Annotated in this window: 2 protein-coding genes and 1 pseudogene; all 3 read right to left on the bottom strand. The window is 74.3% G+C overall.

Features of this window, described 5'->3' with window-relative positions; all coding sequences use genetic code 11:
• Positions 1–31: 31 nt before the first annotated feature.
• Entirely contained in the window at positions 32–5,200 is a 5,169-nt protein-coding gene (locus AB5J49_RS44110) for an SDR family NAD(P)-dependent oxidoreductase (RefSeq protein WP_369174493.1), read from the bottom strand.
• An 18-nt stretch (positions 5,201–5,218) separates the two neighbouring features.
• Entirely contained in the window at positions 5,219–16,291 is an 11,073-nt protein-coding gene (locus AB5J49_RS44105) for an SDR family NAD(P)-dependent oxidoreductase (RefSeq protein WP_369174492.1), read from the bottom strand.
• Between the two features lie 65 nt (positions 16,292–16,356).
• Positions 16,357–25,347, bottom strand: a pseudogene (locus AB5J49_RS44100) (type I polyketide synthase); the annotation flags it as partial.
• Between the last annotated feature and the right edge of the window lie 170 nt (positions 25,348–25,517).

Below are 25,517 nucleotides of genomic sequence, written 5' to 3'. Positions count from 1 at the left end.
GGGGGTGGCTGGGCCCGCTGGTGGGGGGTGGCTAGGGCCGGTCGGTGGCCAGGGTGGTGAGCCAGTCCTCGATCACGCCGGCGGTCAGGGCGGCGTCCTCCTTGACCATGGCCATGTGGTCGGTGGGCACGATGCGGATGTCGTCCGCGGGTACGGACACCTCCTGGCCGGTGGTCGTGAACTCCGTGCCGTCCACTTCCCGGCCGCACCGCACGAGCATCTTCGGCACGGTGGGGTGCAGACCGGTGTCGGTGATGCGGACGAACCAGTGGGCCATCGCCGACAGGCGCGCACTGTTCAGGTTCACCGCGGGCGAGTCCATGGTGGTGAAGTAGTTGGTGGTGACCGAGTCGAAGTCGAGGCCCTCGTTGGTGTCGTAGTTGAGGCTCAGCGTGTCGAGCATGATCACGGCTTCGGGGGCGATGCCCCAGGTCTCCTCCAGCACAGCCGCGGCGAGGTAGGCCAGGGTGCCGCCGGAGGAGTGCCCGACCAGGCAGAACGGTTCACCGTCGCTGGCGTGCAGCACGCTCTCGGCGACCCAGCGCACGGCGGCCGCGGTGTCCCTGGGCAGCGGCTCGCCCGGCTCGAACCCGATCAGCGGCAGCGCCGACACCTGCCGTTTGCCGCGCAGGTGCGCCGCGAGGCGGGCGTACATGTGGACGCCGGCGGTCGCGCCGGGCGCGCTGATGCAGATCAGCTTGGGCAGCGCCGGGCCGTGGGCGAGAGTCACCGCCGTGGGCAGGTCCTCCAGTTCGGCCGGCGTCTCGAACATCGGGCGCAGGTTCGCCACGGCCTTGAGCAGGCTCAGGCCCTGCAGCACCTTGCCGGTCGACACCGACTCCATGAACAGCCCGAACACGGTGTCGGACGGGTCGACGGCGGCGCCGGTACCGGCGGAGGCCGCGGCCAGGCCCTGGAGCGTGCCGAGTTCGGCGAGCAGGGTCCGGGCGAGGTTCGCCGGGGTCTTGTTGTCGAAGACGATGGAGCCCGCCAGTTTGCGGCCGCCCAGCAGTTCGCCCAGCTGGTTGCGGAGTTCGACGGCGATGAGCGAGTCGAAGCCCAGCTCCAGGAAGTCCTTCTCCGGGTCGACGGCGCTCGGGTCGGGGTGCCCGAGCAGCGCCGCCGAGGTGCCCACGACGAGGTCGCGCAGCATGGTCTCGCGGGCCTCGGGGCCGGCGCCGCGCAGCCGGTCCAGGACGGTGACCGCGGCCTTCTCGGCGGGCACCGCGGTGGGCGCGTCGGTGAGGAGGCCGCGCAGCAGCGGGGCGACGGGGCCGTGGGCCCGCTGGCCGGCCGGGTTGACGTACATCGGCACGAGCAGTGCCTCGTCGCGGGCGAGCGCCGCGTCGAACAGGGCGAGGCCCTGCTCCGCCGCGAGGGGCGGCATCCCGGAGCGCGCGATGCGTTCCATGGCGGCCTCGCTCAGCCCGCTCGTCATGCCGCTGTCCTGCGCCCAGGGACCCCACGCCAGCGAGACGGCGGGCAGCCCCTCGGCCCGGCGACGGACGGCGAGGGCGTCCAGGTAGGCGTTGGCGGCGGCGTAGTTGCCCTGCCCGGCGGCGCCCATGACGTTCGCGACCGACGAGTACAGCGCGAACACCGCGAGGTCCAGGTCCCGGGTGGCCCGGTGCAGATGCCAGGCACCGTCGGCCTTGGGGCGCAGCACCGCGTCGAGGCGTGCGGGGGTGAGGGTGTCGACGAGGCCATCGTCCAGTACGCCGGCGGTGTGTGCGACACCGGTCAGCGGGTGGGCGGCGGGCACGGCGGCGAGCAGTTCCGCGACGGCCTCCTCGGTGGAGACGTCGGCGGCGACGACGGTGACCGAGGCGCCCCGCGCCTCAAGTTCGGCGCGCAGTTCGCCCGCGCCGGGCGCGTCGGGGCCGCGGCGGCCGGCGAGCAGCAGGTGCCGTACGCCGTGGCGGGCGACGAGGTGGCGGGCGAGTGCGGCGCCCAGGCCCCCGGTGCCGCCGGTGATCAGGACCGTGCCCTCGGGGTTCCAGGCGGGGGCGGACGGCGCGGTGGCGGGCAGTTCGGCGAGGCGGGCGACCTTGACGACGCCGTCGCGGACCAGCACCTGGGGCTCGTCCCACGACACCAGCCGTACGACCGTGGCGATCGACACGTCCGACGCGTCGAGGTCGACCAGGGTGAACCGGCCGGGGTGCTCCGCCTGTGCGGTGCGCACCAGGCCCCACGCCGCGGCGGCGCCCAGGTCCTCGCCGGTTGCCGCGCCCCGGCTGACGAACACCACGCGGGCGCTCTCGTACTGCAGGCTCTCCTGAAGCACCGTCAGGACCCGGGTCGTCGTGTCCCGCACACTGTCGGGCGTCTCGTCACCCGACACCGACACGACGAACACGTCCGGCGCGGCGGCCTGGCCCGCGGCGTCGGCCAGGGTCTCGCCGTAGCCGGTGACGGTCTGGCCCGCGCTGTAGAGGACGTGGGCCACATCGAACTCGTCGGTGCCGACCACGGCCCAGCGGGCGGTGGCCACGGGCACGCCGTCCAGCGGGGCGGTGACCCACTCGACCTCGTGGAGCGCGGGGCGGTGGGCCTGCTGCGGTCCGGCGTACGGGCCGCCCGGCGCCATGGTCGACTGCGGCCAGAACCGGTGCCGGTCGAACGGGTAGGTGGGCAGGTCGACCGGGCGGCCACCGGCGTAGAACGACGACCAGTCGACCTTCGCGCCGACCGTGTGGAGCCGGGCGAGCGCGGTGACGAGGGCGGTCTCCTCGGGCCGGTCCCGGCGCAGCAGGGGCACACAGCCGTCGACGAGGGCGGAGAGCACGCCGACCGGGCCGACCTCGACGAAGGTGGCGTCGCCGATCGCGGCGACGTGGTCGGCGAACCGCACCGCGTCCCGTACGTGCCGCACCCAGTACTCGGGCGAGGTGACGTCGCCGGTCGTGGCGATGGGCAGGCGCGGAGTGTGGAAGGCGAGGTCCTTGATGGAGTTGCGGAACTCGTCGAGCATCGGCTCCATCAGCGGCGAGTGGAAGGCGTGGCTGACGCGCAGCCGCTTGTGCTCCCAGCGTTCGGCGATCCGCAGGACCTCGCTCTCCTCGCCGGCGATCACCACGGAGTCGGGGCCGTTGACGGCGGCGACGGACACGTGCGCGGTGAGGTGCGGGAGAACGTCCGCCTCGGTGGCCGTCACCGACACCATGGCGCCGCCGGCGGGCAGGGCCTGCATCAGGCGGGCGCGTGCGGTGACCAGCGTGGCCGCGTCCTTCAGCGTGAGGACTCCGGCGACGTGTGCGGCGGCGATCTCGCCGATCGAGTGCCCGGCGAGGTGGTCGGGCTTGATGCCGTAGGACTCCAGCAGGCGGTAGAGGGCGACTTCGAGGGCGAAGAGTGCGGGCTGGGTGTTGCCGGTGCGGTTCAGGGCCTCCTCGTCGTCGCCCCAGATCACGTCGCGCAGCCCGGGGTCCAGGAGCGCGAGCACCTCGGCGAGGGCGGTGCGGAACGCCGGGAAGCGGTCGTACAACTCCCTTCCCATGCCCAGGCGTTGGGCGCCCTGGCCGGAGAACAGCACGGCGAGCGGGCGGCGGGTCACCGTGCCCCGGGCGAGGACGTCGCCGTCGAGGAGGACGGCTCGGTGCGCGAAGGAGGTGGGGCGGGTGGTCAGCAGGGAGTACCCGATGTCGACAGCGTCGACGGGGTCGCCGGAGAGCTGTTGTGCTTGCTCCACGCGGGAGTTCAGGGCGGTGTCGGACTTGGCGGAGACCAGCCACGGGACCGAGGAGGGGGCCGGAGAGGCGGCCGGGCGCTCGCCGGCCGCGGGCGCTTCCTCAGCCGGCCCCACCTCAGCCGATGCCTCCTCAGCCGATGCCTCCTCGACCGGCGCCTCCTGGATGATCACGTGCGCGTTGGTGCCGCTGACGCCGAACGACGACACACCGGCCCGGCGCGGCTTCTCCGTGGGCGGCCACGGCACGGCGGAGGTGAGCAGTTCGACGTTCCCGGCCGTCCAGTCGACGTGCGAGGTCGGCTCGGTGACATGCAGGGTGGGCGGCAGTTCGGCGTGGCGCAGCGCCATCACCGTCTTGATCACCCCGGCGACGCCGGCGGCGGCCTGGGTGTGACCGATGTTCGACTTGATCGCGCCCAGCCGCAGCGGCGTCTCACGGTCCTGCCCGTAGGCGGCGATCAGCGCCTGCGCCTCGATGGGGTCGCCGAGTGTCGTGCCGGTGCCGTGCGCCTCGACGGCGTCCACGTCGGACGGGGTGAGGCCGCCGGAGGCGAGCGCGGCGCGGATCACCTCGCGCTGGGCGGGGCCGTTGGGCGCGGACAGCCCGTTGGAGGCGCCGTCCTGGTTGACGGCGCTGCCCGCGAGCACGGCGAGCACGGGGTGGCCGTTGCGGCGCGCGTCGGACAGCTTCTCGACGAGCAGCACGCCGATGCCCTCGGACCAGCCGGTGCCGTCGGCGTCGTCGGAGAACGCCTTGCAGCGGCCGTCGGCCGCGAGGCCACCCTGGCGGGTGAACCCGGCGAAGTTCGACGCGGTCGTCATGACGGTGACGCCGCCCGCGAGGGCGAGGGAGCACTCGCCGCCCCGCAGCGCCTGCGCCGCCAGGTGCAGGGCGACCAGCGAGGAGGAGCAGGCGGTGTCGAGGGTGAGCGAGGGGCCTTCGAGGCCGAGCGTGTAGGAGACCCGGCCGGAGATCACGCTGGCCGCCGTGCCCATGCCGGCGTGGCCGTCGACGTCCTCCTGCGAGGCGATCAGCACATGGCCGTAGTCCTGGCCGTTGGTGCCGACGAACACGCCGGTCCGGCTGCCGCGCAGCGTCACCGGGTCGATCCCGGCGCGTTCGATCGCCTCCCAGGAGGTCTGCAGCAGCAGCCGCTGCTGCGGGTCCATGGCCAGCGCCTCACGCGGGGAGATGCCGAAGAAGCCGGGGTCGAACTCGGCCGCGTCGTACAGGAATCCGCCCTGCAGGGTGGCGCTGTCGCCGCCGGCGAGCGTGCCCAGGTCCCAGCCCCGGTCGGTGGGGAAGCCGGAGACGGCGTCCCGGCCCGAGGACACCAGGTCCCACAGGTCCTCGGGCGAGCGGACGTCGCCGGGGAACCTGCAGGCGATGCCGACGATCGCCACCGGTTCGTGCCGGGCGTTCTCCGCCTTCGCCAGCCGCTGCCTGGTCTGGTGCAGGTCGGCGGTGACCCACTTCAGGTACTCCACGAGCTTCTCGTCGTTCGGCATCGCCGCAAACCTTCCTGGTCAGCTCTCGGTACGTCGGCCGAGTTCGTTGTCGATGAAGGCGAGGACCTCGTCGGTGCTCGCGGCGCTGAGGCGGTCGGCCACCGCCGTCTCCTCCTGGGGCGCGGCGGATCCGCCGTACTGGGCGAGGAGGTTGCGCAGCCGGGCCAGGGCGCCCGACTGTGCGAGGTCGTCGTGGGTGCCGGCGGCGAGGGCCGCCTCCAGCCGGTCGAGTTCGGCGGTGATCGCCGGGGTCTCGGGGGCGGCGCCCAGCAGTTCGCCGGCCAGTTGGTCGGCGAGTTCCTGCGGGGTCGGGTGGTCGAACACCAGGGTGGCGGCGAGCTTCAGGCCGGTCGCCGACGACAGGCTGTTGCGCAGTTCCACCGCGGTGAGCGAGTCGAAGCCGAGCGAGCGGAACTCCTTGTCGGCGTCGATCGCGGCAGGTGTGGCGTGCCCGAGGACGCCGGCGGCGTGTCCGCACACCAGGTCCAGCAGGTACTTGGCGCCCTCCTCGGGCGGCAGCTCGGCGAGCAGGCCCGCCAGGTCGGGTGCGGTCCCGGTCGTGCCGCCGCCTGCGGTGCGCTTGCCGCCGCGCACCAGGCCGCGCAGCACCGCCGCGACCTCGACGGGCCGTTCGGTACGGCCGGTGGCGATCAGCGCGGGCACCAGCAGCGCCTCGTCGCGGGCGATGGCATCGTCGAACAGTGCGAGGCCCTGTGCCTCGGACAGCGGTGGCATCCCGGAGCGTCCGAGGCGGTCCATGGCGCCCTCGGCGAGGTGGGCGGTCATGCCTCTGTCCTGCGCCCACGGCCCCCACGCCAGGGAGGTGGCGGCGAGGCCGAGGCCCTGCCGGTGGGCGGCGAGGGCGTCGAGGAAGGCGTTGGCCGCCGCGTAGTTGGCCTGCCCGGCGGCGCCGGTGACACCGGCCACCGACGAGTACAGGACGAACGCCGCCAAGCGGTGCTCGCGGGTCGCCTCGTGCAGGTTCCAGGCGCCGTCGACCTTGGGGCGCAGCACCGCGTCGAGCCGTTCGGGGGTCAGGGAGCCGATCACGCAGTCGTCGAGCACGCCCGCCGTGTGCACCACCGCCGTGAGCGCGGGCACCGACGCGACCAGCTCGGCGACCTCCGCGCGGTCGGCGACGTCGCACGCTGCGACGGTCACCTCGGCGCCGTACCCGGCGAGTTCCGCGCGCAGCGCCTCGGCCTCCGGTGCGTCCGGCCCCCGGCGGGAGACGAGCAGCAGGTTCCTGACGCCGCGTCGCGTCACCAGGTGGCGGGCGAGTGCGGCGCCGAGGCCGCCGGTCCCGCCGGTGATCAGGACGGTGCCGTCCGGGTCCCAGTCGCGCGGTGTGCCGTCGCCGGTGACCCGGGCGAGCCGTCCGACCAGCACCTCGCCGTCGCGTACGACGACCTGGGTCTCACCGGAGTCGAGCAGCGCGGGCGCGAGCGGCAGGGCGGCCGCCGGGTCGTCGCTCTCGACGAGCAGGAGCCGGCCGGGGTTCTCGGACTGCGCGGAGCGCACCAGGCCCCACACGGTGGCCGCCGCGAGGTCGCCGGGGCGGGTGGTGAACACCAGGCGGGCGTCGGCGTACCGGTCGCCGTCGAGGAAGTCCCGTACGGCGGCCAGGGCGCGCCCGGCGAGCGCGTGAGCCTCGCCCGGCACGTCGCCGTCGCGGGCGGCCTCCGGGGCGAGGGCGACCACGTCGGGCACGGTGGTGCCGACCTCGGCGAGGTCCGTCACCCGTGCCACGGTCGGCGCACCGGCCGCGTCGAGATGCGCGGGCACCCAGTCGAGCCGGAACAGGTCCTTCTGGGCGGCGCGTCCGGCGAGGGGGGCGCCGAAGGTGACCGACCGGGCGGAGAGGACCGGCGCTCCGTTGCCGTCGGCGGCGGCGAACGAGCCGTCGGCGCCCCACCGCACGCGCAGCGCCGAGGCGCCGACGGCGTGCAGGGAGACGCCGTGCCACTCCAGGGGCACCCGGTCCGCCTCGCCGTCCCGCACGGCGCAGTCCAGCAGCGCCGGGTGCACGCCGTAGAACTGGGCGTCGGCGGCGCCTTCGGGGATTTCGACGGGCGTCCAGCCGTCGCCCGTGAAGTCGGCGACATGCTCGCCCGGCGCGAGGACACCGGAGGCGAGCGGAGTCCAGGGCCCGTCGCCGTCAGCGCGTGAGTGAACGGTCAGCTCCCGCTTGCCGTCGCCGTCGGGTGCGCCCACCCACACCTGGAGCACGCCCGCCGTCAGCGGGGCGGTGGCGGTGAGGGACTCGACGGTGCCGAGGCCCACCTGGTCGGCGGCGCGGAACGCGATCTCGGCGAACGCGGTCTCGGGGAAGCCGACCGGGAGCCGGTTGGTGAACACCACCGCGTCCGACCCGGCGACGGCCATGGCGGCGCCGAGGATGGGGTGATCGACGGGGCCGAGCCCGACGGCGCTCACGTCACCGGTCTGCCGCAGCGGCGTCGGCCAGTAGCGCTCGTGCTGGAAGGCGTACGTCGGCAGCGCGACCCGGCGGGCGCCGGTGCCCTCGAACAGCGGCGTCCAGTCGACGTGCACGCCCGTGACGTGCAGCCGGGCGAGTGCGGTGAGCAGGGCGGTGGGCTCGTCCCGGTCGCCGCGCAGCAGCGGGATCGCCGCGGCGGAAGCGGACTCGGTGAGCAGGGCCGAGAGCACACCGGTGGGACCTATCTCCAGGACCGTGTCCGTGCCTGCGGCTTCGAGCGCGGCGACGCCGTCGGCGAAGCGGACGGGCTCACGGACATGGCGGACCCAGTAGTGCGGCGAGCACAGCTCGTCGCCGGTGACGAGCTGTCCGGTCAGGTTGGACACCACGGGGATCTGCGGCGGGGCGAACGACAGATCCGCGAGCAGCTCACGGAAGTCGTCGAGCATCGGCTCCATCAGCGGCGAGTGGAAGGCGTGGCTGACCGGCAGCCGCTTGGTCTTCCGCCCGTTCTTCGCGAAGTCGTCGGCGATCTTCCGGGCCTCGCTCTCGTCACCGGCGAGCACGACGGAGTCGGGCCCGTTGACGGCGGCGATAGAGACGTTCGCGGTGAGGAGCCGGGCCACCTCGTCCTCGGTCGCCTGGATCGCGATCATCGCGCCGCCCGCGGGCAGCGCCTGCATCAGCCGGGCGCGCGCGGTGACCAGCGTGGCCGCGTCCTTCAGCGTGAGCACTCCAGCGACGTGCGCGGCGGCGATCTCGCCGACGGAGTGCCCGCCGACGAAGGCGGGCCGGACGCCGTAGGACTCGACGAGCCGGTAGAGGGCGACCTCGACGGCGAACAGCGCGGGCTGGGTGTGCCCGGTCCGGTTCAGCGCCTCCTCGTCCTCGCCCCAGATCACGTCGCGCAGCCCCGGCTCCAGCAGCGCCAGCACCTCGTCCAGCGCGGCACGGAACACCGGGAACCGGTCGTACAACTCCCGTCCCATGCCCAGGCGTTGGGCGCCCTGACCGGAGAACAGCACGGCGAGTTCGGGCCGTCCTGCGCGGCCGCGGGCGATCTCGTGGCCGTCCAGGAGTACGGCGCGGTGCTCGAACCGGGACCGGTCGAGCAGGGAGAGTCCGACGTCGAGCGGGTCGGCCTCGACCGCGCGGAGCCGGGTGAGCTGGGCGTCCAGCGCCGCTTCGGACTTGGCGGAGACGGTCCAGGCGGCCGGCGGTCGTGCCGCGCCAGGGGCGGGGGTCGGCGCCTTCTCAGCGGACCGCGGGGCCTGCTCCAGGATGACGTGCGCGTTGGTGCCGCTGAGGCCGAACGAGGAGACGCCCGCGCGGCGCGGCCGGTCCGCGGTGGGCCATGGGGTGGCCTCGGTGAGCAGGGACACCGATCCGGCGGACCAGTCGACGTGGGTGGTCGGCTCGGTGACGTTCAGGGTGCTCGGGAGTACCTCGTGGCGCAGCGCCATCACCATCTTGATCACCCCGGCGACGCCGGCGGCGGCCTGGGTGTGGCCGATGTTCGACTTGATCGAGCCGAGCAGCAGCGGCCGGTCGGCGTCGCGGTCCTGGCCGTAGGCGGCGATGAGGGCCTGGGCCTCGATGGGGTCGCCGAGCGTGGTGCCGGTGCCGTGCGCCTCGACGGCGTCCACGTCGGCGGGCTGCAGTCCGCCGCTGGCCAGCGCCTGCCGGATCACCCGCTGCTGCGAGGGACCGTTGGGCGCGGTCAGGCCGTTGGACGCACCGTCCTGGTTGATCGCCGAACCGCATACGACGGCGAGCACCTCGTGCCCGCTGCGCACGGCGTCGGAGAGCCGCTCGACGACGAGCACGCCGATGCCCTCGGACCAGGCGGTGCCGTCCGCGCTGTCGGAGAACGGCTTGCAGCGGCCGTCGGGGGCGAGCCCGCTCTGCAGGCTGAACTCCATGAACGCGCCGGGGGCCGACATCACCTGCACGCCGCCGGCCAGCGCCAGCGAGCATTCCCCGCCGCGCAGCGCCTGCACGGCCAGGTGCAGGGAGACGAGCGCGGAGGAGCAGGCCGTGTCGACCGTCATCGACGGGCCTTCGAGGCCCAGCGCGTAGGACAGCCGGCCGGCGATGACGCTCGGCGAGGTGCCGGTGCCGGAGTAACCCTCCAGGGACTGCTCGGAGTTGAGCATCAGGTGCGCGTAGTCCTGCCCGGAGGCGCCGATGTAGACGCCGGTACGGGTGCCGCGCAGCGCCACCGGGTCGATGCCGGTGCGCTCCAGGGCCTCCCAGGAGGTCTCCAGGACGAGGCGCTGGTGCGGGTCCATGGACACGGCCTCGCGGGGCGAGATGCCGAAGAACGCGGCGTCGAAGTCGGCGATGCCCTCGATGAAGCCGCCCTGTCCGGTGACACTGCGGCCGGCGCCCTCGCCGACCAGGTTCTCGTCCCAGCCCCGGTCGGTGGGGAACGGCGTGATCGCGTCACGGCCCCCGGCGACCAGCTCCCAGAGGTCCTCGGGGCCGTCGACGCCGCCGGGGAAGCGGCAGGCGATGCCGACGATCGCCACCGCCTCGCCGTCGTGCCGTGCCGCGACAGACGGCAGGTCGGGCTCCTCGGCGCCTGCCGGGCCGCCGAACACCTCGGCGACCAGGTACTCGCCGAGTGCCTGCGGGGTCGGGTAGTCGAACACCAGGGTCGCGGGCAGGGTCAGGCCGGTGGCCGCGCCGAGGCGGTTGCGCAGTTCCACCGAGGTGAGCGAGTCGAAGCCGAGGGCGCGGAACTCGCGGTCGGCGTCCACGGCGTCCGGCGAGGCGTGCCCGAGCACCGCTGCCGCCTCGCCGCGCACCACGTCGACGAGGGCGCGCACCCGGTCGGCGGGGCGGGCGTCGTCGAGCCGCCGCAGCGCCCCGGCCGCCGTGCCGCCCGAGGTGGCCGTACGGCGGCCCCGCAGCAGGTTACGCAGCAGCGGCGGCACGAAGCCGGTGGTGACCGTGCCGGTGATGACGCGGGCCGACACCAGCAGCGGTTCGTCGACCGCGGTGGCCGCGTCGAACAGGGCGAGGCCGTGCTCCAGGGGCATCGGCGGCATGCTGGACTTCTCCAGCCGCTCCAGCGCCGCCGCGTCCATCGTGCGGGTCATGCCGGCCTCGGAACTCCACGCGCCCCACGCCAGGGAGAGCGCGGGCAGCCCGAGCGAGCGCCGGTACTGGGCGAGGGCGTCGAGGAAGGCGTTGCCCGCCGCGTAGTTGCCCTGCCCCGCGGTGCCCAGCACGCCGGACACCGACGAGTACAGGACGAACGCCGCGAGGTCCTTGTCCCGGGTCAGCTCGTGCAGGTTCCAGGCGGCGTCCGCCTTGGGCCGCAGCACGGTGCCGAGCCGGTCCGGGGTCAGCGAGGCGATCACGCCGTCGTCCAGCACACCGGCCGTGTGGACGACCGCGGTGAGGTCGTCCACGCCGTCCAGGACCGCCGCGAGCGCGTCCCGGTCGGCGGCGTCGCACGCTGCGACGGTGACGTCGGCGCCGTGGGCCAGCAGTTCGGCCTGCAGCTCCAGCGCACCGGGCGCATCCAGGCCGCGTCGGCTGAGCAGCAGCAGCCTGGTGGCGCCGCGCTCGACGAGGTGGCGGGCGAGTTCCGCGCCGAGCCCGCCGGTGCCGCCGGTGATCAGGACCGTGCCGTCGGGGTCCCAGCCGCCCGGCACGGTGATGACGATCTTGCCGATGTGCTGGGCGCGGCTCATGTACCGGAACGCGTCCCGGGCCCGCCGTACGTCCCAGGTGCTGATCGGCAGCGGCTCCAGGACCCCCTGGTCGAACATCTCGACGAGGGCGTGCAGCATCCGCTGGATGTGGTCGGGGTGGGCCTCGCCGAGGTCGAAGGGCCGGTAGGCGATGCCGGGCGGGTCCTCGCGCAGATCGGTCTTGCCCATCTCCAGGAACCGGCCGCCCGCACCGAGCAGTCGCAGCGAGGCGTCGATGAACTCGCCGGTCAGCGCGTTGAGTACGACGTCAATGCCCTGGCCGGACTGACTGAACTGACTGGACCGACTGGACCGACCGGCCTGGGCGAACTTCGTCTCGAACGCCGTGTCTCGGGAGGAGGCGATGTGGTCGTCATCCAGGCCGAGGCCGCGCAGCACGTCCCACTTGCCCTCGCTCGCGGTGGCGAACACCTCGGCGCCCAGGTGCCGGGCGACCTGCACGGCCGCCATGCCGACGCCGCCGGCGCCCGCGTGGACGAGGACCTTCTCGCCGGGCCGCACCTGGCCGAGTTCGACGAGCGCGTAGTACGCGGTGAGGAACACCAGCGGAACGGAGGCGCCCTGTTCGAAGGTCCAGCCGTCGGGAAGCCGGGTGAGGTAGCGCTCGTCGATGACGCCGAGCGGGCCCATGCCGCCGAACAGCATGCCGAAGACCGGGTCGCCGGGGCGCAGCCCGGTCACGTCGGGGCCGGTCTCGACGACGACGCCGGCCGCCTCGGCGCCGAAGGAGCCTGCCTCGCCCGGGTACATGCCGAGTGCGTTCAAGACGTCGCGGAAGTTGAGGCCCGCCGCGCGGATGGCGACCCGCACCTGCCGGCCCGTGAGGGGTTCGGCGACCTCGGGGCAGGGGGCGAGGGTCAGCGCATCGACGCTGCCCTTGGCGGTGGTGTCGAGCCGCCACGCCACGCCCACGGGCGGCACGAGGGACGGTCCGCCGGCGATCCGTGCGAGTCGGCCGGCGTAGGTGACGCCGTCGCGCACGATCAGCTGCTGTTCCTCGCTGACCAGCATGCCGGGGCTGAGCTCGCCGCCGGCGTCGAGGTCGACGAGCAGGAACCGGCCGGGGTTCTCGGCCTGGGCGCTGCGCACGAGGCCCCACACGGCGGCTGCGCCGAGGTCGGTGACGGGTTCGTCGCCGATGGCGGCAGCGCCGCGGGTCACGAACACCGTGCGCTGGTCGGCCTGTTGGAGGAGGTCCAGCACCCGGGCGGTCTCGGTGTGCGCGGAGGCGGCGTCGGTGCCGCCGGTGACCTCGACGATCCGTATGTCGGCGGCTTCGGCATCCACGTCGGGGAGCGGTGTGCGCGTCCACTCGACGCGGAACAGGGAGTCGCGCAGGTCGGCGCCGGGTGCGGGCCGTTCGGTGGACGGTCTGCGCACCACGAGGGACTTGGCCGACAGGACCGGGGCGCCCTCGGCGTCGACCGCGGTGACGGAGACGGCGTCGCCGCCGGCGGGTGACAGCCGGACGCGCAGCCGCGACGGGCCGATGGCGTGCAGGGACACGCCGTTCCACTCGAAGGGCAGGCCCTGGCCCGCGCCCTCGACGAACGTGATGGCGTGCAGGGCGGAGTCCAGCAGGGCAGGGTGCACACCGAACCTGGCCGCGTCCTCGGCGTCGTCGGGCAGCGCGACCTCGACGTAGACGTCGCCGCCCGCGCGCCAGGCGGCCTTCAGGCCCCGGAACACCGGCCCGTAGGACAGGCCGGCCTCGCCCAGGGTGTCGTAGAAGCCGTCCAGGTCGACGGGGTCAGCTCCGGCGGGCGGCCACTGCGCGGTGTCGAGGGTGGCCTGGTGCGGGCCCTCGGCGAGGGTGCCGCTCGCGTGCTGGACCCAGGTGTCGGAGCCGGTCGGGCGGGAGTGGACGCTCACCGCGCGCTGGCCGCTGTCGTCGGGGGCGCCGACGCGGACCTGGACGGGCACGGCGTCGCGTTCGGGCAGGACCAGGGGTACGACGATGGTGAGTCCGTCCACGCGGTCGCAGCCGGTGACATCGCCGGCGCGGATGGCGAGGTCCAGGAACCCGGTGCCGGGGAACAGCACCGCGCCGCCTACGACATGGTCGGCGAGCCACGGTTGGAGCGCCGGGGACAGTCGGCCCGACAGCACCAGTTCGTCGGTGCCGGCGACGGACACCGAGGCGCCGAGCAGCGGGTGGCCGCCCGGGGCGAGCCCGTAAGCGGTGGGGTCGCCTGCGCGGCCGCCGACGGAGGCGCGGGGCCAGAAGCGCTGGTGGTCGAAGGCGTAGGTGGGCAGGTCGACGAGGCGGCCCTGCGGGAACCACGGCGCCCAGTCGACGGGCACGCCGTCGACGTGCAGCCGGGCGAGGGCGGTGGCCAGGGCGGTCGCCTCGGGACGGTCCCTGCGCAGCGCGGGCACGGCACCGTCGACGAGGGCCGACAGCACGCCGTCGGGCCCGACCTCCAGGAACCTGGTGGCGCCCGCCGCGCGCAGCCGGTCCACGTTGTCGGCGAACCGCACCGCGTCCCGGACGTGGGCGACCCAGTACTCGGGGTCGGTGACATCGCCGCTGGTGAACAGCGGGATCGCGGGCTCGTGGAAGGACAGCCCGGCGACGGCCGTACGGAAGTCGTCGAGCATCGGGTCCATCAGCGGGGAGTGGAAGGCGTGCGACACCTTCAGCCGCTTGTGCCTCCACCGTTCGGCGATGCGCAGCACCTCGTGCTCGTCGCCCGCGATGACCACGGAGTCGGGCCCGTTGACGGCGGCGACCGAGACGTTCGCGGTGAGGTGCGGGACGACTTCGGCCTCGGTGGCCTGTACGGCGACCATGGCGCCGCCGGGCGGCAGCGCGTCCATGAGGGCGGAGCGGGCGGTGACCAGTTCGGCGGCGTCGGCGAGCGTCAGCACCCCGGCGACGTGGGCCGCGGCGATCTCGCCGATGGAGTGGCCGGCGAGAAACGCGGGCCGGACGCCGAAGGACTCCAGGAGCCGGTACAGGGCGACTTCTACGGCGAACAGCGCGGGCTGGGTGTTCCCGGTGCGGTTCAGTGCCTCCGCGTCGTCGCCCCAGATCACCTCGCGCAGGGCCGGGTCGAGGTGGACGAGTGCGTCGTCCAGGGCGGTGGCGAAGACCGGGAACCGCTCGTACAGCTCGCGGCCCATGCCGAGACGCTGGGAGCCCTGCCCGGAGAACAGCACCGCGAGGGTCTGCTCGGCCGCCACGCCGGAGGCGATCTCGGCGCCGTCGAGCAGCACCGCACGGTGCTCGAACAGGGTCCGGGAGGCGACCAGCGAGTAGCCGATGTCGGCGGGGTCGCCCGGGAGTTGGGCCGTCTTCTCGACCTGGGCGCGGAGCGAGGCCGGGGACTTCGCGGAGACGATCCACGGGGCCGGTGGCGCATGCTCGGGGGCGGGCGCGGCGCCCTGGCGGGCGGCGGGAGCCTCGGGGGCGGGCAGTTCCCGGGCGGGTGCCTCCTCCAGGATCACGTGCGCGTTGGTGCCGCTGATGCCGAAGGAGGAGACGCCGGCGCGGCGCGGCCGGCCGCCGGTCGCGGGCCAGTCCGTGGTCTCGGTCAGGAGCGATACGGCGCCGGTGGACCAGTCGATGTGCGACGACGGTTCGGTGACGTGGAGGGTCCGGGGCAGCACGCCGTTCCGCAGCGCCAGCACCGTCTTGATGACGCCGGCCGCGCCCGCCGCGGCCTGGGTGTGGCCCAGGTTCGACTTGACGGAGCCGAGCCGCAGCGGCCGGTCGGCGGGCCGGTCCTGGCCGTAGGCGGCGATGAGGGCCTCGGCCTCGATGGGGTCGCCGAGGGTGGTGCCAGTGCCGTGGGCCTCGACGGCGTCGACGTCGGCGGGCCGCAGTCCGCCGCTGGCCAGCGCCTGCCGGATGACGCGCTGCTGCGACGGGCCGTTCGGCGCCGTGAGGCCGTTGGAGGCGCCGTCCTGGTTGAAGGCGGAGCCGCGTACGACGGCGAGGACGGGGTGCCCTGCGGCCACCGCGTCGGAGAGCCGTTCGACGACGAGGACGCCCACGCCCTCGGACCATCCGGTGCCGTCGGCGCCGTCGGAGAACGCCTTGCACAGGCCGTCCGGGGCGAGCCCGCCCTGCCGGGAGAACCCGGAGAAGCTGGTCGGCGTCGCCATCACCGTCACCCCGCCGGCGAACGCGAGCGAGCACTCGCCGGCCCGCAGCGCCTGCGCGGCGAGGTGCAGCGCGACCAGCGCCGAGGAGCATGCGGTGTCGACGGTGACGGCGGGGCCTTCGAGGCCCAGCGCGTAGGAGACGCGCCCGGAGATCACGCTGGCCGCGAGCCCGGTGCCGGCGTGGCCCTCCAGGTCCTCGTCGGAGGCCATCACGACGTGCTGGTAGTCCTGCCCGTTGGTGCCGTAGAACACGCCGGTGCGGCTGCCGCGCAGCGAGCCGGGGTCGACGCCGGCGCGTTCGACCGCCTCCCAGGACGTTTCGAGGAGCAGCCGCTGCTGCGGGTCCATGGCGAGGGCCTCGCGGGGCGAGATGCCGAAGAAGGCGGGGTCGAAGTCCGCGACGCCGGTGAGGAATCCGCCGCGTCCGGTAGAGCTGGCGAGGGCGCCGAGGTCCCAGCCACGGTCCGCCGGGAACTCGGTGATCGCGTCCCGTCCCTCGACGAGCAGCGCCCACAGGTCCTCGGGCGAGTCGATGCCGCCGGGGAAGCGGCAGGCCATGCCGACGATGGCGATGTCGTCCGTGGTGCGGACCACGTCGGTGTCGGCCAGATCGGCCCCGGTGCCGAGGAGTTCGCCGAGCAGGAACTCGGCGAGCGCGCGGGGGCTGGGATGGTCGAAGACGAGCCCGGCGGGCAGCGCGAGCCCGGTGACCTCGGTGAGCTGGTTGCGCAGGTCGACGGCGGTGAGCGAGTCGAACCCGATGTCGCGGAACGCCTTGTCCGCGGCGACGGCCTCCTTGCCGGAGTGGCCGAGCACGGCGGCGCCCGGGTACGCACCAACTCCAGTACGGGTGCGATGCGTTCGCCCTCGGGCAGGGCGCGCAGGCTGCCGCGCAGGGCGGCGCCGACGGACTCGCTGTCGCGCCGTGCGGCGTCGAGCGCGTCGAGCACGCCGCGCGCGCCGGGCAGTTCGCCGAGGACGGGGGTGGGGCGCAGGCTCAGCAGGGCGCTGAGCAGCTGCGGGTGGCGCAAGTCGGCGACGACGGCGGTCGCGGCGGGCTCGGCGACGACGTGCCGCAGGGCTTCGAGCGCGAGGGCGGTGTCGAGGCTGGTGGCGCCGGTCTGCCGGATGGCGGCCGCGGCGCGTTCGCCTCCGGCCATGCCGTCGCCGGCCCACGCTCCCCAGGCGACGGAGGTCGCGGCGAAACCGGCGGCGCGCCGGCGCTGGGCGAGGGCGTCGAGGACGGCGTTGGCGGCGGCGTAGTTGGCCTGCCCGGGGTTGCCGACCGCGCCGGCGACCGAGGAGAACAGCACGAAGGCGTCGAGGTCGCGTGCGCGGGTCAGCTCGTCGAGGACGAACGCGGCCTGCGCCTTGGCGCGGAAAACATCGGCGAACCGCTCGGGCGCCAGGCCTTCCAGGACGCCGTCGTCGAGGACACCGGCGGCGTGCACTACGGCGGTGAGGTCGTCAATGCCGTCCAGCAGCGCGGCGACGGCCTCGCGGTCGGCGGCGTCGCAGGCGGCGATCACGATGTCCGCGCCGATTCCGCCCAGTTCCGCGCGGAACTCGGCGGCGCCGGGCGCGTCCGGGCCCCGGCGGCTGAGCAGGACGACGCGGGCGGCGCCCCGGGCGGCGAGGTCGCGGGCGACGTGGCGGCCGAGGGCGCCGGTGCCGCCGGTGACGACCACGGTGCCGGAGGGCTCCCACTCGGGGCCGCCGGGTGCGCGCGGCGCCACGACGACACGTCGGCCGAAGACACCGGAGTCGCGTACGGCGACCTGGTCCTCGGTCGAGCCGAGGACGGTCAGCAGGCGTCGCGCGGCGCGTTCGTCGAGCTCTTCGGGCAGGTCGACGAGGCCGCCCCAGCGCCCGGGGTGTTCCAGGGCGGCGACCCGGCCGAGTCCCCAGACGCCGGCCTGCCACGGGTGGGCGACGGGGTCGGCGCGACCGACGGACACCGCCGCGCGGGTCACGGCCCACAGGGGCGCGGTGATCCCGGCGTCGCCGAGGGCCTGGAGGAGGGTGGCGGTGGCGACGGCCGGGGTCTGGTCGCCGGGGTCGTCGAGCGCCAGCAAAGAGACGACTCCGGTATACGGGGTCGTGTCGAACTCGGCGAGCAGCGTGGCGAGTTGGGTGCGGTCGGCCGCCGTCGGGACGTCCAGGCGGGTGGCATCGCCGAGGGCGGTGACGACGGCGGCGGCCCACGGGTCGTCGGCCGCGTTCTGCGGTACGGCGACCAGCCAAGGGCCCGTGGCGGGGGTGAGTCCGGTGACGGGCTGCCAGGTCTCGCGGTGCAGCCAGGAGTCCACGGTGGAGCGGGCCCTGCGGCGGCCCCGCCACGCGGACAGCGCGGGCAGCACTCCGTCGAGGGTGTCGGCGTCGAGGCCGAGGGTCGCGGACAGGGAGGCGACGTCCGCGCTCTCCACGGCGGCCCAGAACGCGGCGTCGGCCGGGTCCTGCACCATCGCCCCGGCGTCGGCGGTCTCGGGCCAGTACCGCTCGTGCTGGAACGGATAGGTCGGCAGGTCGACGAGCCGCCCGCCGGGGTAGCAGGGTGACCAGTCGACCTCGACGCCGCTGACGTGCAGCCGGGCGAGGGCGGTGAGCAGCGCGGTCGCCTCGTCGCGGTCCCGGCGCAGCACCGGCACCGCGTCCTCGACAAGCGCGGACAGCACGCCGTCGGGGCCGACCTCCAGGAACGCCGTCGCGCCCCGCTCCCGCAGCCGTACGACGTTGTCGTGGAACCGGACCGCGTCGCGCACATGGCGCACCCAGTACTCGGGATCGGTCACGTCGCCGCTGGTCACGACCGGGATGCTCGGTTCCCGGAACGTCAGGTCGGCGATCGCGGCGCGGAAGTCCTCAAGCATGGGGTCCATGAGCGGCGAGTGGAACGCGTGGGACACCCGCAGCCGCGTCGCCTTGCGCCCGATGCCCTCGAAGTGGGCCGCGACCCGCGCCGCCTCCGCCTCGGCTCCGGCCACGACCACGGCGTTCGGGCCGTTGACCGCGGCGATCGACACCTCGGGGGTGAGATGCGGCAGGACCTCCTGTTCGGTGGCCCGGATCGCGATCATCGCGCCGCCGACGGGCAGCGCCTCCATCAGCCGGGCACGGGCGGTGACGAGCCGGGCCGCGTCGGCCAGGTCGAGCACCCCGGCGACATGGGCGGCGGCGATCTCGCCGACCGAGTGCCCGGCCAGCAGTCGCGGCCTGACCCCGTAGGAGGCGATCAGCCGGTAGAGGGCGACCTCGACGGCGAACAGGGCGGGCTGGGTGTGCCCGGTCCGGTTCAGCGCCGCCTCGTCGTCCCCCCACATGACCTCGCGGACCGCCGGGTCGAGCCGGGCCAGCACCTCGTCCAGCGCGGCGGCGAACACCGGCTGCCGTGCGTACACCTCCTTCCCCATGCCGAGGCGTTGGGCGCCCTGCCCGGAGAACAGCACGGCGAGGGTCCGGTCGGCGGCGACGCCGGAGGCGAGTTCCGTGCCGTCGAGCAGTACGGCCCGGTGCTCGAACAGGGTCCGGGAGGCTGCCAGCGAGTACCCGATGTCGACGGGGTCGTCGCCCGTCAGCGCGCGCACCTGCTCGACCTGGGCCCGCAGCGCCGCCTCGGACTTGGCGGAGACGAGCCACGGCACCGGTTCCTTACGGGACGCGGCGGCCGGGGCGGCGGGTTCGGCGGGCCACTGCTCCAGGATGATGTGCGCGTTGGTGCCGCTGAGGCCGAACGAGGAGACACCCGCCCGGCGCGGCCGGTCCGCCTCGGGCCAGGGGGTGTTGTCGGTGAGCAGCGAGACCGCGCCCGCCGTCCAGTCGACGTGCGAGGACGGCTCGGTGACGTGCAGGGTCCTGGGCAGCACTCCGTTCCGCAACGCCAGGACGGTCTTGATGACTCCGGCGACGCCCGCCGCCGCCTGGGTGTGGCCCAGGTTGGACTTGACGGCACCCAGGTAGAGCGGTGTCTCGCGGTCGCGCCCGTAGGCGGCGATCAGCGCCTGTGCCTCGATCGGGTCGCCGAGCCGGGTGCCGGTGCCGTGCGCCTCCACGGCGTCGACGTCCGCCGCGGACAGCCCGGCGTTCGCCAGCGCCTGCCGGATCACCCGCTGCTGCGCGGGACCGTTCGGCGCCGTGAGCCCATTCGACGCCCCGTCCTGGTTGACCGCCGAGCCTCGTACGACGGCCAGAATCCGGTGGCCGTTGCGGACGGCGTCCGACTGCCGTTCCAGTACGACGATGCCGGCGCCCTCGGACCAGCCGGTGCCCTCGGCGTCGTCGGAGAAGGCCCGGCAGCGGGCGTCGGCCGCGAGGCCGCCCTGGGCGTTGAAACCGGCGAAGTTCATCGGCGTCGACATGACGGTGACACCGCCGACCAGGGCCAGCGTGGACTCGCCGGAGCGCAGGGACTGCGCCGCGAGGTGCAGGGCCACCAGCGATGACGAGCACGCGGTGTCGACGGTGAGGGCGGGCCCTTCGAAGCCGAACACGTACGACAGCCGGCCGGAGATCACGGCGGCGGCGAGGCCCGTGCTGGCGTGGCCCTCGATGTCGCCGCGCGCCCGCAGGACGAGGTTGGTGTAGTCCTGTCCGTTGGTGCCGACGAACACACCGGTCTTGGTGCCGCGCAGGGTGGCGGCGTCGATGCCGGCGTGCTCGACCGCCTCCCAGGCCACCTCCAGCAGCTGGCGCTGCTGCGGGTCCATGGCGAGGGCCTCGCGCGGGGAGATGCCGAAGAAGCCGGCGTCGAACTCGGCGGCCCCGTACAGGAATCCGCCCTCGCCCGTGCCGCCCGCCGCGAGGGCCTCCTGCTCCCAGCCGCGGTCCGTGGGGAAGCCGGAGATGGCGTCCTCGCCGTCGTACAGCAGCCGCCACAGCTCCTCGGGCGAGCGCACTCCGCCGGGGAACCGGCAGCCCATGCCGACGATCACGATCGGGTCGTCGGCGTCGGCGACGTCCTGCGCCACTGCTTCCAACTCGCCGCTCTCACCGAGGAGTTCGGCCAGCAGGTGGTCGGCCAGCGCGGCCGGGGTCGGATAGTCGAAGATCAGGGTCGCGGGCAGGGTGAGCCCGGTCGCCGCGGTGAGGGCGTTGCGCAGCTCGATCGCGGTGAGCGAGTCGAAGCCGAGCGCGCGGAACTCCTTCTCCGCGCCCACGGCGTCGGCGGAGTCGTACCCGATGACCTTGGCGGCCTCGGTGCGCACGAGGTCGAGCAGCAGCCGCTGCCGTTCCTCGCCGGCCAGCCCGGCGAGCCGCTGGGCGGTGTCGCCGGACGCGGTGGCGGCGACGCGGCGCCCGGTGCGGGTGAGTCCGCGCAGCAGCGCCGGTACGGGGCCGCTGCCGCCGGAGGCGCCGGGGGCCAGGGGCGCGAGCAGGGGCTCGTCGGAGCGCAGCGCCGCGTCGAACAGCGCCAGGCCCTGGGCGACGGACAGCACGGGCATCCGGCGCAGGGCGGTGGCGTCCAGGGTGGCGGTCATGCCGGCGCCGGAGTCCCAGGCGCCCCACGCCAGCGACAGCGCGGGCAGGCCGAGGGAGCGGCGGTGCGCGGCGAGCGCGTCCAGGTAGGTGTTGCCCGCCGCGTAGTTGGCCTGCCCGGCGGCGCCGAGCAGGCCGGACACCGACGAGTACAGGACGAACGCCGCGAGGTCCTTGTCCCGGGTCAGTTCGTGCAGATGCCAGGCCGCGTCGGCCTTGGGCCGCAGCACGGTGTCGAGCCGGTCCGCGGTCAGCGAGCCGATGACGCCGTCGTCGAGCACGCCCGCCGTGTGGACGACGGCACGGAGGTCGTCGACGTCGGCCAGCAGCGCGGCCAGCGCCTCGCGGTCGCCGACGTCGCAGGACCGTACGGTCACCTCCGCACCCTGCGCGACGAGTTCGCCCCGCAGCTCCGCCGCCCCGGGCGCGTCCTGCCCTCGCCTGCTGACCAGCAGCAGCTTGCGGGCGCCGCGCTCCACGAGGTGCCGCGCCATGATCGCGCCGAGCCCGCCGGTGCCGCCGGTGACCAGGACGGTGCCGGTCCAGTCGGGCGCCTCGCCCTCGTACCGGGGAGCCTTGGCCAGCCGGCCGACGCGCACCTCGCCGTCGTACACCACGACCTGTGTCTCACCGGCGTCGATGAGCGCGGGGAGGCCCGGCAGGACGGCGGCCGACTCCGCCGACTCGTCGAGGTCGACGAGCAGGAACCGGCCCGGGTGCTCCAACTGCGCCGAGCGCACCAAGCCCCACACGGCGCCCGCCGACACGTCCTCGCCGGACACTGCGCCACGCGTCACGAACACCAGGCGTGCCCTCGTCGGCAGCCACTCCTGGACGATCTCCAGCGTCCGCGCCGCGAGTGCGTGTGCGGACTCGGGCCCGGGCTCCCCCATGAGGGGTACGAGGACCACGTCCGGGTCGGCCCCGTCCGCCGACGAAGACACGAAGTCCTGCACGTCGAGCCCGAAGGTGTCCTCGCCAAGCAGCGCCCAGCGCTCCCGGCCGGGCTCCGGCACCTCCTGGGGCACCCAGTCGAGCCGGAACAGCGAGTCCGCGTCGGTGCGTGCGGCGAGTTCGCCGACCTCCTCGACCGTGACACGGGCGGCGGAGAGCACGGGCGCGCCGGCCGGGTCGGCGGCGGCGAGCGCGACCCCGCCGTCGTTCGCCGTCAGCCGCACGCGCAGCACGGCGGCGCCCGAGGCGTGCAGGCTGACGTCCTGCCAGTGGGTGGCCACGCCTTCGAGGCCCAGGTGGGCGACGGCGTGCACGGCGGCGTCGAGCAGCGCGGGATGGATGCCGAACCTCTTGGCCTCGCCGGGCAGGGCGACCTCGGCGAACACCTCGTCACCGCGCCGCCAGACCGCCCTGAGGCCCTGGAACGCCTCGCCGTGGTCGGTGTCGTCGTAGAAGCCGTCGATGCCGACGACCTTGGCGCCCGGCGGCGGCCACACGGAGCCGTCGAACCGCTCGGTCCGCTCCCCGGGCGCGAGCACGCCCGTGGCGTGCTCGATCCACTCGCCGTCGCCGAGCCGCGAGTGGAACCGCAGCTCCCGCCGCCCGTCCGAGTCCGGCCGTCCGACCCACAACTGCACCTGCACGAGCGCTGCCTCGGGCAGCACCAGCGGGGCGACAGTGGTGAGTTCCTCGATCCGCTCGCAGCCGACCTGGTCCGCCGCACGCAACGCCAGCTCGACCACCCCGGCACTGGGGAAGAGCGGCGCGTCCGCCAGCCACGGGTGCGTCGCCCGCGACAACCGCCCGGTCAGGATCAGCTCCCCGGACCCGGCGACGGTCATGGCCGCGCCGAGCAGGGGGTGGTCGGCGGGCGCGAGTCCCAGTCCGTGAGCGTCACCGGCGCTGACCGACACCGACGGCCAGTAACGCTGCCGTTGGAAGGGGTAGGTGGGGAGGTCTGTGCGGCGGCCGCCCTCGTAGAACGGCGTCCAGTCGACGGCGGTCCCTGTCACGTGCAGGCGGGCCAGGGCGGTGACGAAGGCGGTGGGCTCGTCGAGGTTCTTGCGCTGCGCGGGGACGGCAACTGCGCCCGCGGCGGCGGCCATCGCGGACAGGACGCTGTCCGGGCCGATCTCCAGGAACGCCTTCGCACCGAGGGCGGTGACGTGGTCGTGGAAGCGGACCGTCTCGCGGACGTGGCGGACCCAGTACTCCGGGTCGGTCACATCGCCGTTGGTCACGATCGGGATCTGCGGCTCCCGGAACGTCAGCCCGGCGATGGCGGCACGGAAGTCGTCCAGCATCGGGTCCATCAGCGGCGAGTGGAAGGCGTGGGAGACCTTCAGCCGCTTGGTCCGGCGGTCACCGAAGACTTCGGCGATCCGCTCGACTGCAGCCTCGTCACCCGCGATCACCACCGAGGAGGGGCCGTTCACGGCCGCTATCGACACCAACTCGGTGAGCTGCGCGGCGACTTCCTCTTCGGTGGCCTCGATCGCCACCATCGCGCCCCCGGGCGGCAGCGCCTGCATCAGCGCCGCCCGCGCCGACACCAGCTTCGCCGCGTCCTCCAGGCTGAGGACACCCGCCACATGCGCCGCCGCGATCTCACCGATCGAATGACCGGCAAAGCTCTCCGCCTGCACGCCGAAGGACTCCGCCAGCCGGTACAGCGCCACCTCGAAGGCGAACAACGCCGGTTGCGTGCAACCGGTCCGGTTCAGGGCCTCCTCGTCCTCGCCCCACATCACGTCCCGCAGCGCCGGGTCGAGATGAGCGAGTACTGCGTCCAGGGCCTCGGCGAAGACCGGGAACCGCTCGTACAACTCCCGCCCCATGCCGAGACGTTGAGACCCCTGCCCGGAAAAGAGCACGGCCGCCGGCTTCACGCCGACCGCCACTCCCCTGGCTATCTCCTCGCCGTCCAGCAGCACGGCCCGGTGCTCGAACAACGACCGCGTGGTCGCCAGGGAGAAGCCGATGTCGACCGCGTCGCCCTCGATACCCCGCAGCGCCCCGACCTGCTCGCCCAACGCCTCGTCCGACTTGGCCGAGACGATCCACGGCACCCCGTGCGAAGCGCGGACCGTGGGCTCGGGGGTGTCCCCCGCGGGCGCCTGCTCCAGGATCACGTGCGCGTTGGTCCCGCTGACGCCGAAGGACGAGACGGCGGCGCGGCGCGGATGGCCGGTGGTGGGCCACTCGGTGTCGGCGGTGGCCAGTCGCACCGAGCCGGTGTCCCAGTCGATGTGTGTGGACGGTCGTGACACATGCAGGGTCCGCGGCACGACGCCGTGGCGCATGGCCATGACCATCTTGATGACACCGGCTACACCTGCGGCGGCCTGGGTGTGCCCGATGTTGGACTTCACGGAGCCCAGGTAGAGCGGTACGTCGCGGTCCTGGCCGTAGGTGGCGAGGAGGCTGCGGGCCTCGATGGGGTCGCCGAGGGGCGTGCCGGTGCCGTGGGCCTCGACGACGTCCACCTCGGCGGCGGGCACCCCGGCGCGGTCCAGGGCCTGGCGGATGACGCGCTGCTGGGCGCGGCCGTTGGGGGCGGTGAAGCCGTTCGAGGCGCCGTCGGAGTTGACCGCGCTGCCGCGCACCACGGCGAGCACGGGATGGCCGTTGGCGATGGCGTCGGAGAGGCGTTCCAGCATCAGCATGCCGACGCCCTCGGACCAGCCGGTGCCGTCGGCGTCGTCGGAGAACGCCTTGCAGCGGCCGTCGCGTGCGAGGCCGCCGGCGCGGCTGAACTCGATGAGCGAACCGGGCGTGCACATGACGTTGACGCCGCCCGCGAGTGCCAGGGAGCACTCTCCGGCGCGCAGCGCGTGCACGGCGAGGTGCAGTGACACCAGGGACGAGGAGCACGCGGTGTCGACGGTGACGGTGGGGCCCTCCAGGCCGAGGGCGTAGGAGATGCGGCCGGACTCGGCGGAGGCGGCGATGCCGGTGCCGACGTCGCCGGTGGCGTCGTCGAGGCCGCGGATCAGCAGGTGCTGGTAGTCCTGGCCGTTGGTGCCGACGAACACGCCGGTGCGGGAGCCGCGCAGGGTGGCCGGGTCGATGCCGGCGCGTTCGACGGCCTCCCAGGCGGTCTCCAGGAGCAGGCGCTGCTGGGGGTCCATGGTGACCGCTTCGCGCGGGGAGATGCCGAAGAATCCGGGGTCGAACTCGGCGAGGGCGGGCAGGAAGCCGCCCTGGACGCTCACGCTGTTGCCGCGTTCGTCGACCTCGGCGCCCAGCAGGGAGGCGAGGTCCCAGCCCCGGTTGGTGGGGAAGCCGGTGATGGCGTCGCGTCCGGCGGCGACGAGGTCCCACAGCTGTTCCGGGGAGTCGATACCGGCCGGGAAGCGGCAGGCCATGCCGACGATCGCGACCGGCTCGGTGGCGGCGGCGACCAGTTGCCGGTTCTGCCTGCGCAGCCGCTCCGCGTCCTTCATCGCGGCACGCAGGGCCTCGACAACCTTCTCGCTGGAGGTGTTCATCCATCAGCTCCGTCGTCCGCAGTCATCCGAATCCGTCCGACCGCAATTGCAACAGTCAGGCCAGTAGCGTTTTCCTCAGAAAAACGGCCGGTCGTCCGCGCGGGACGACCGGCCGTCGGCGGACG

This window comes from Streptomyces sp. R28 (genome assembly GCF_041052385.1).
Lineage (GTDB): Bacteria > Actinomycetota > Actinomycetes > Streptomycetales > Streptomycetaceae > Streptomyces.
This window is presented reverse-complemented; position numbering and strand designations above follow the sequence as displayed.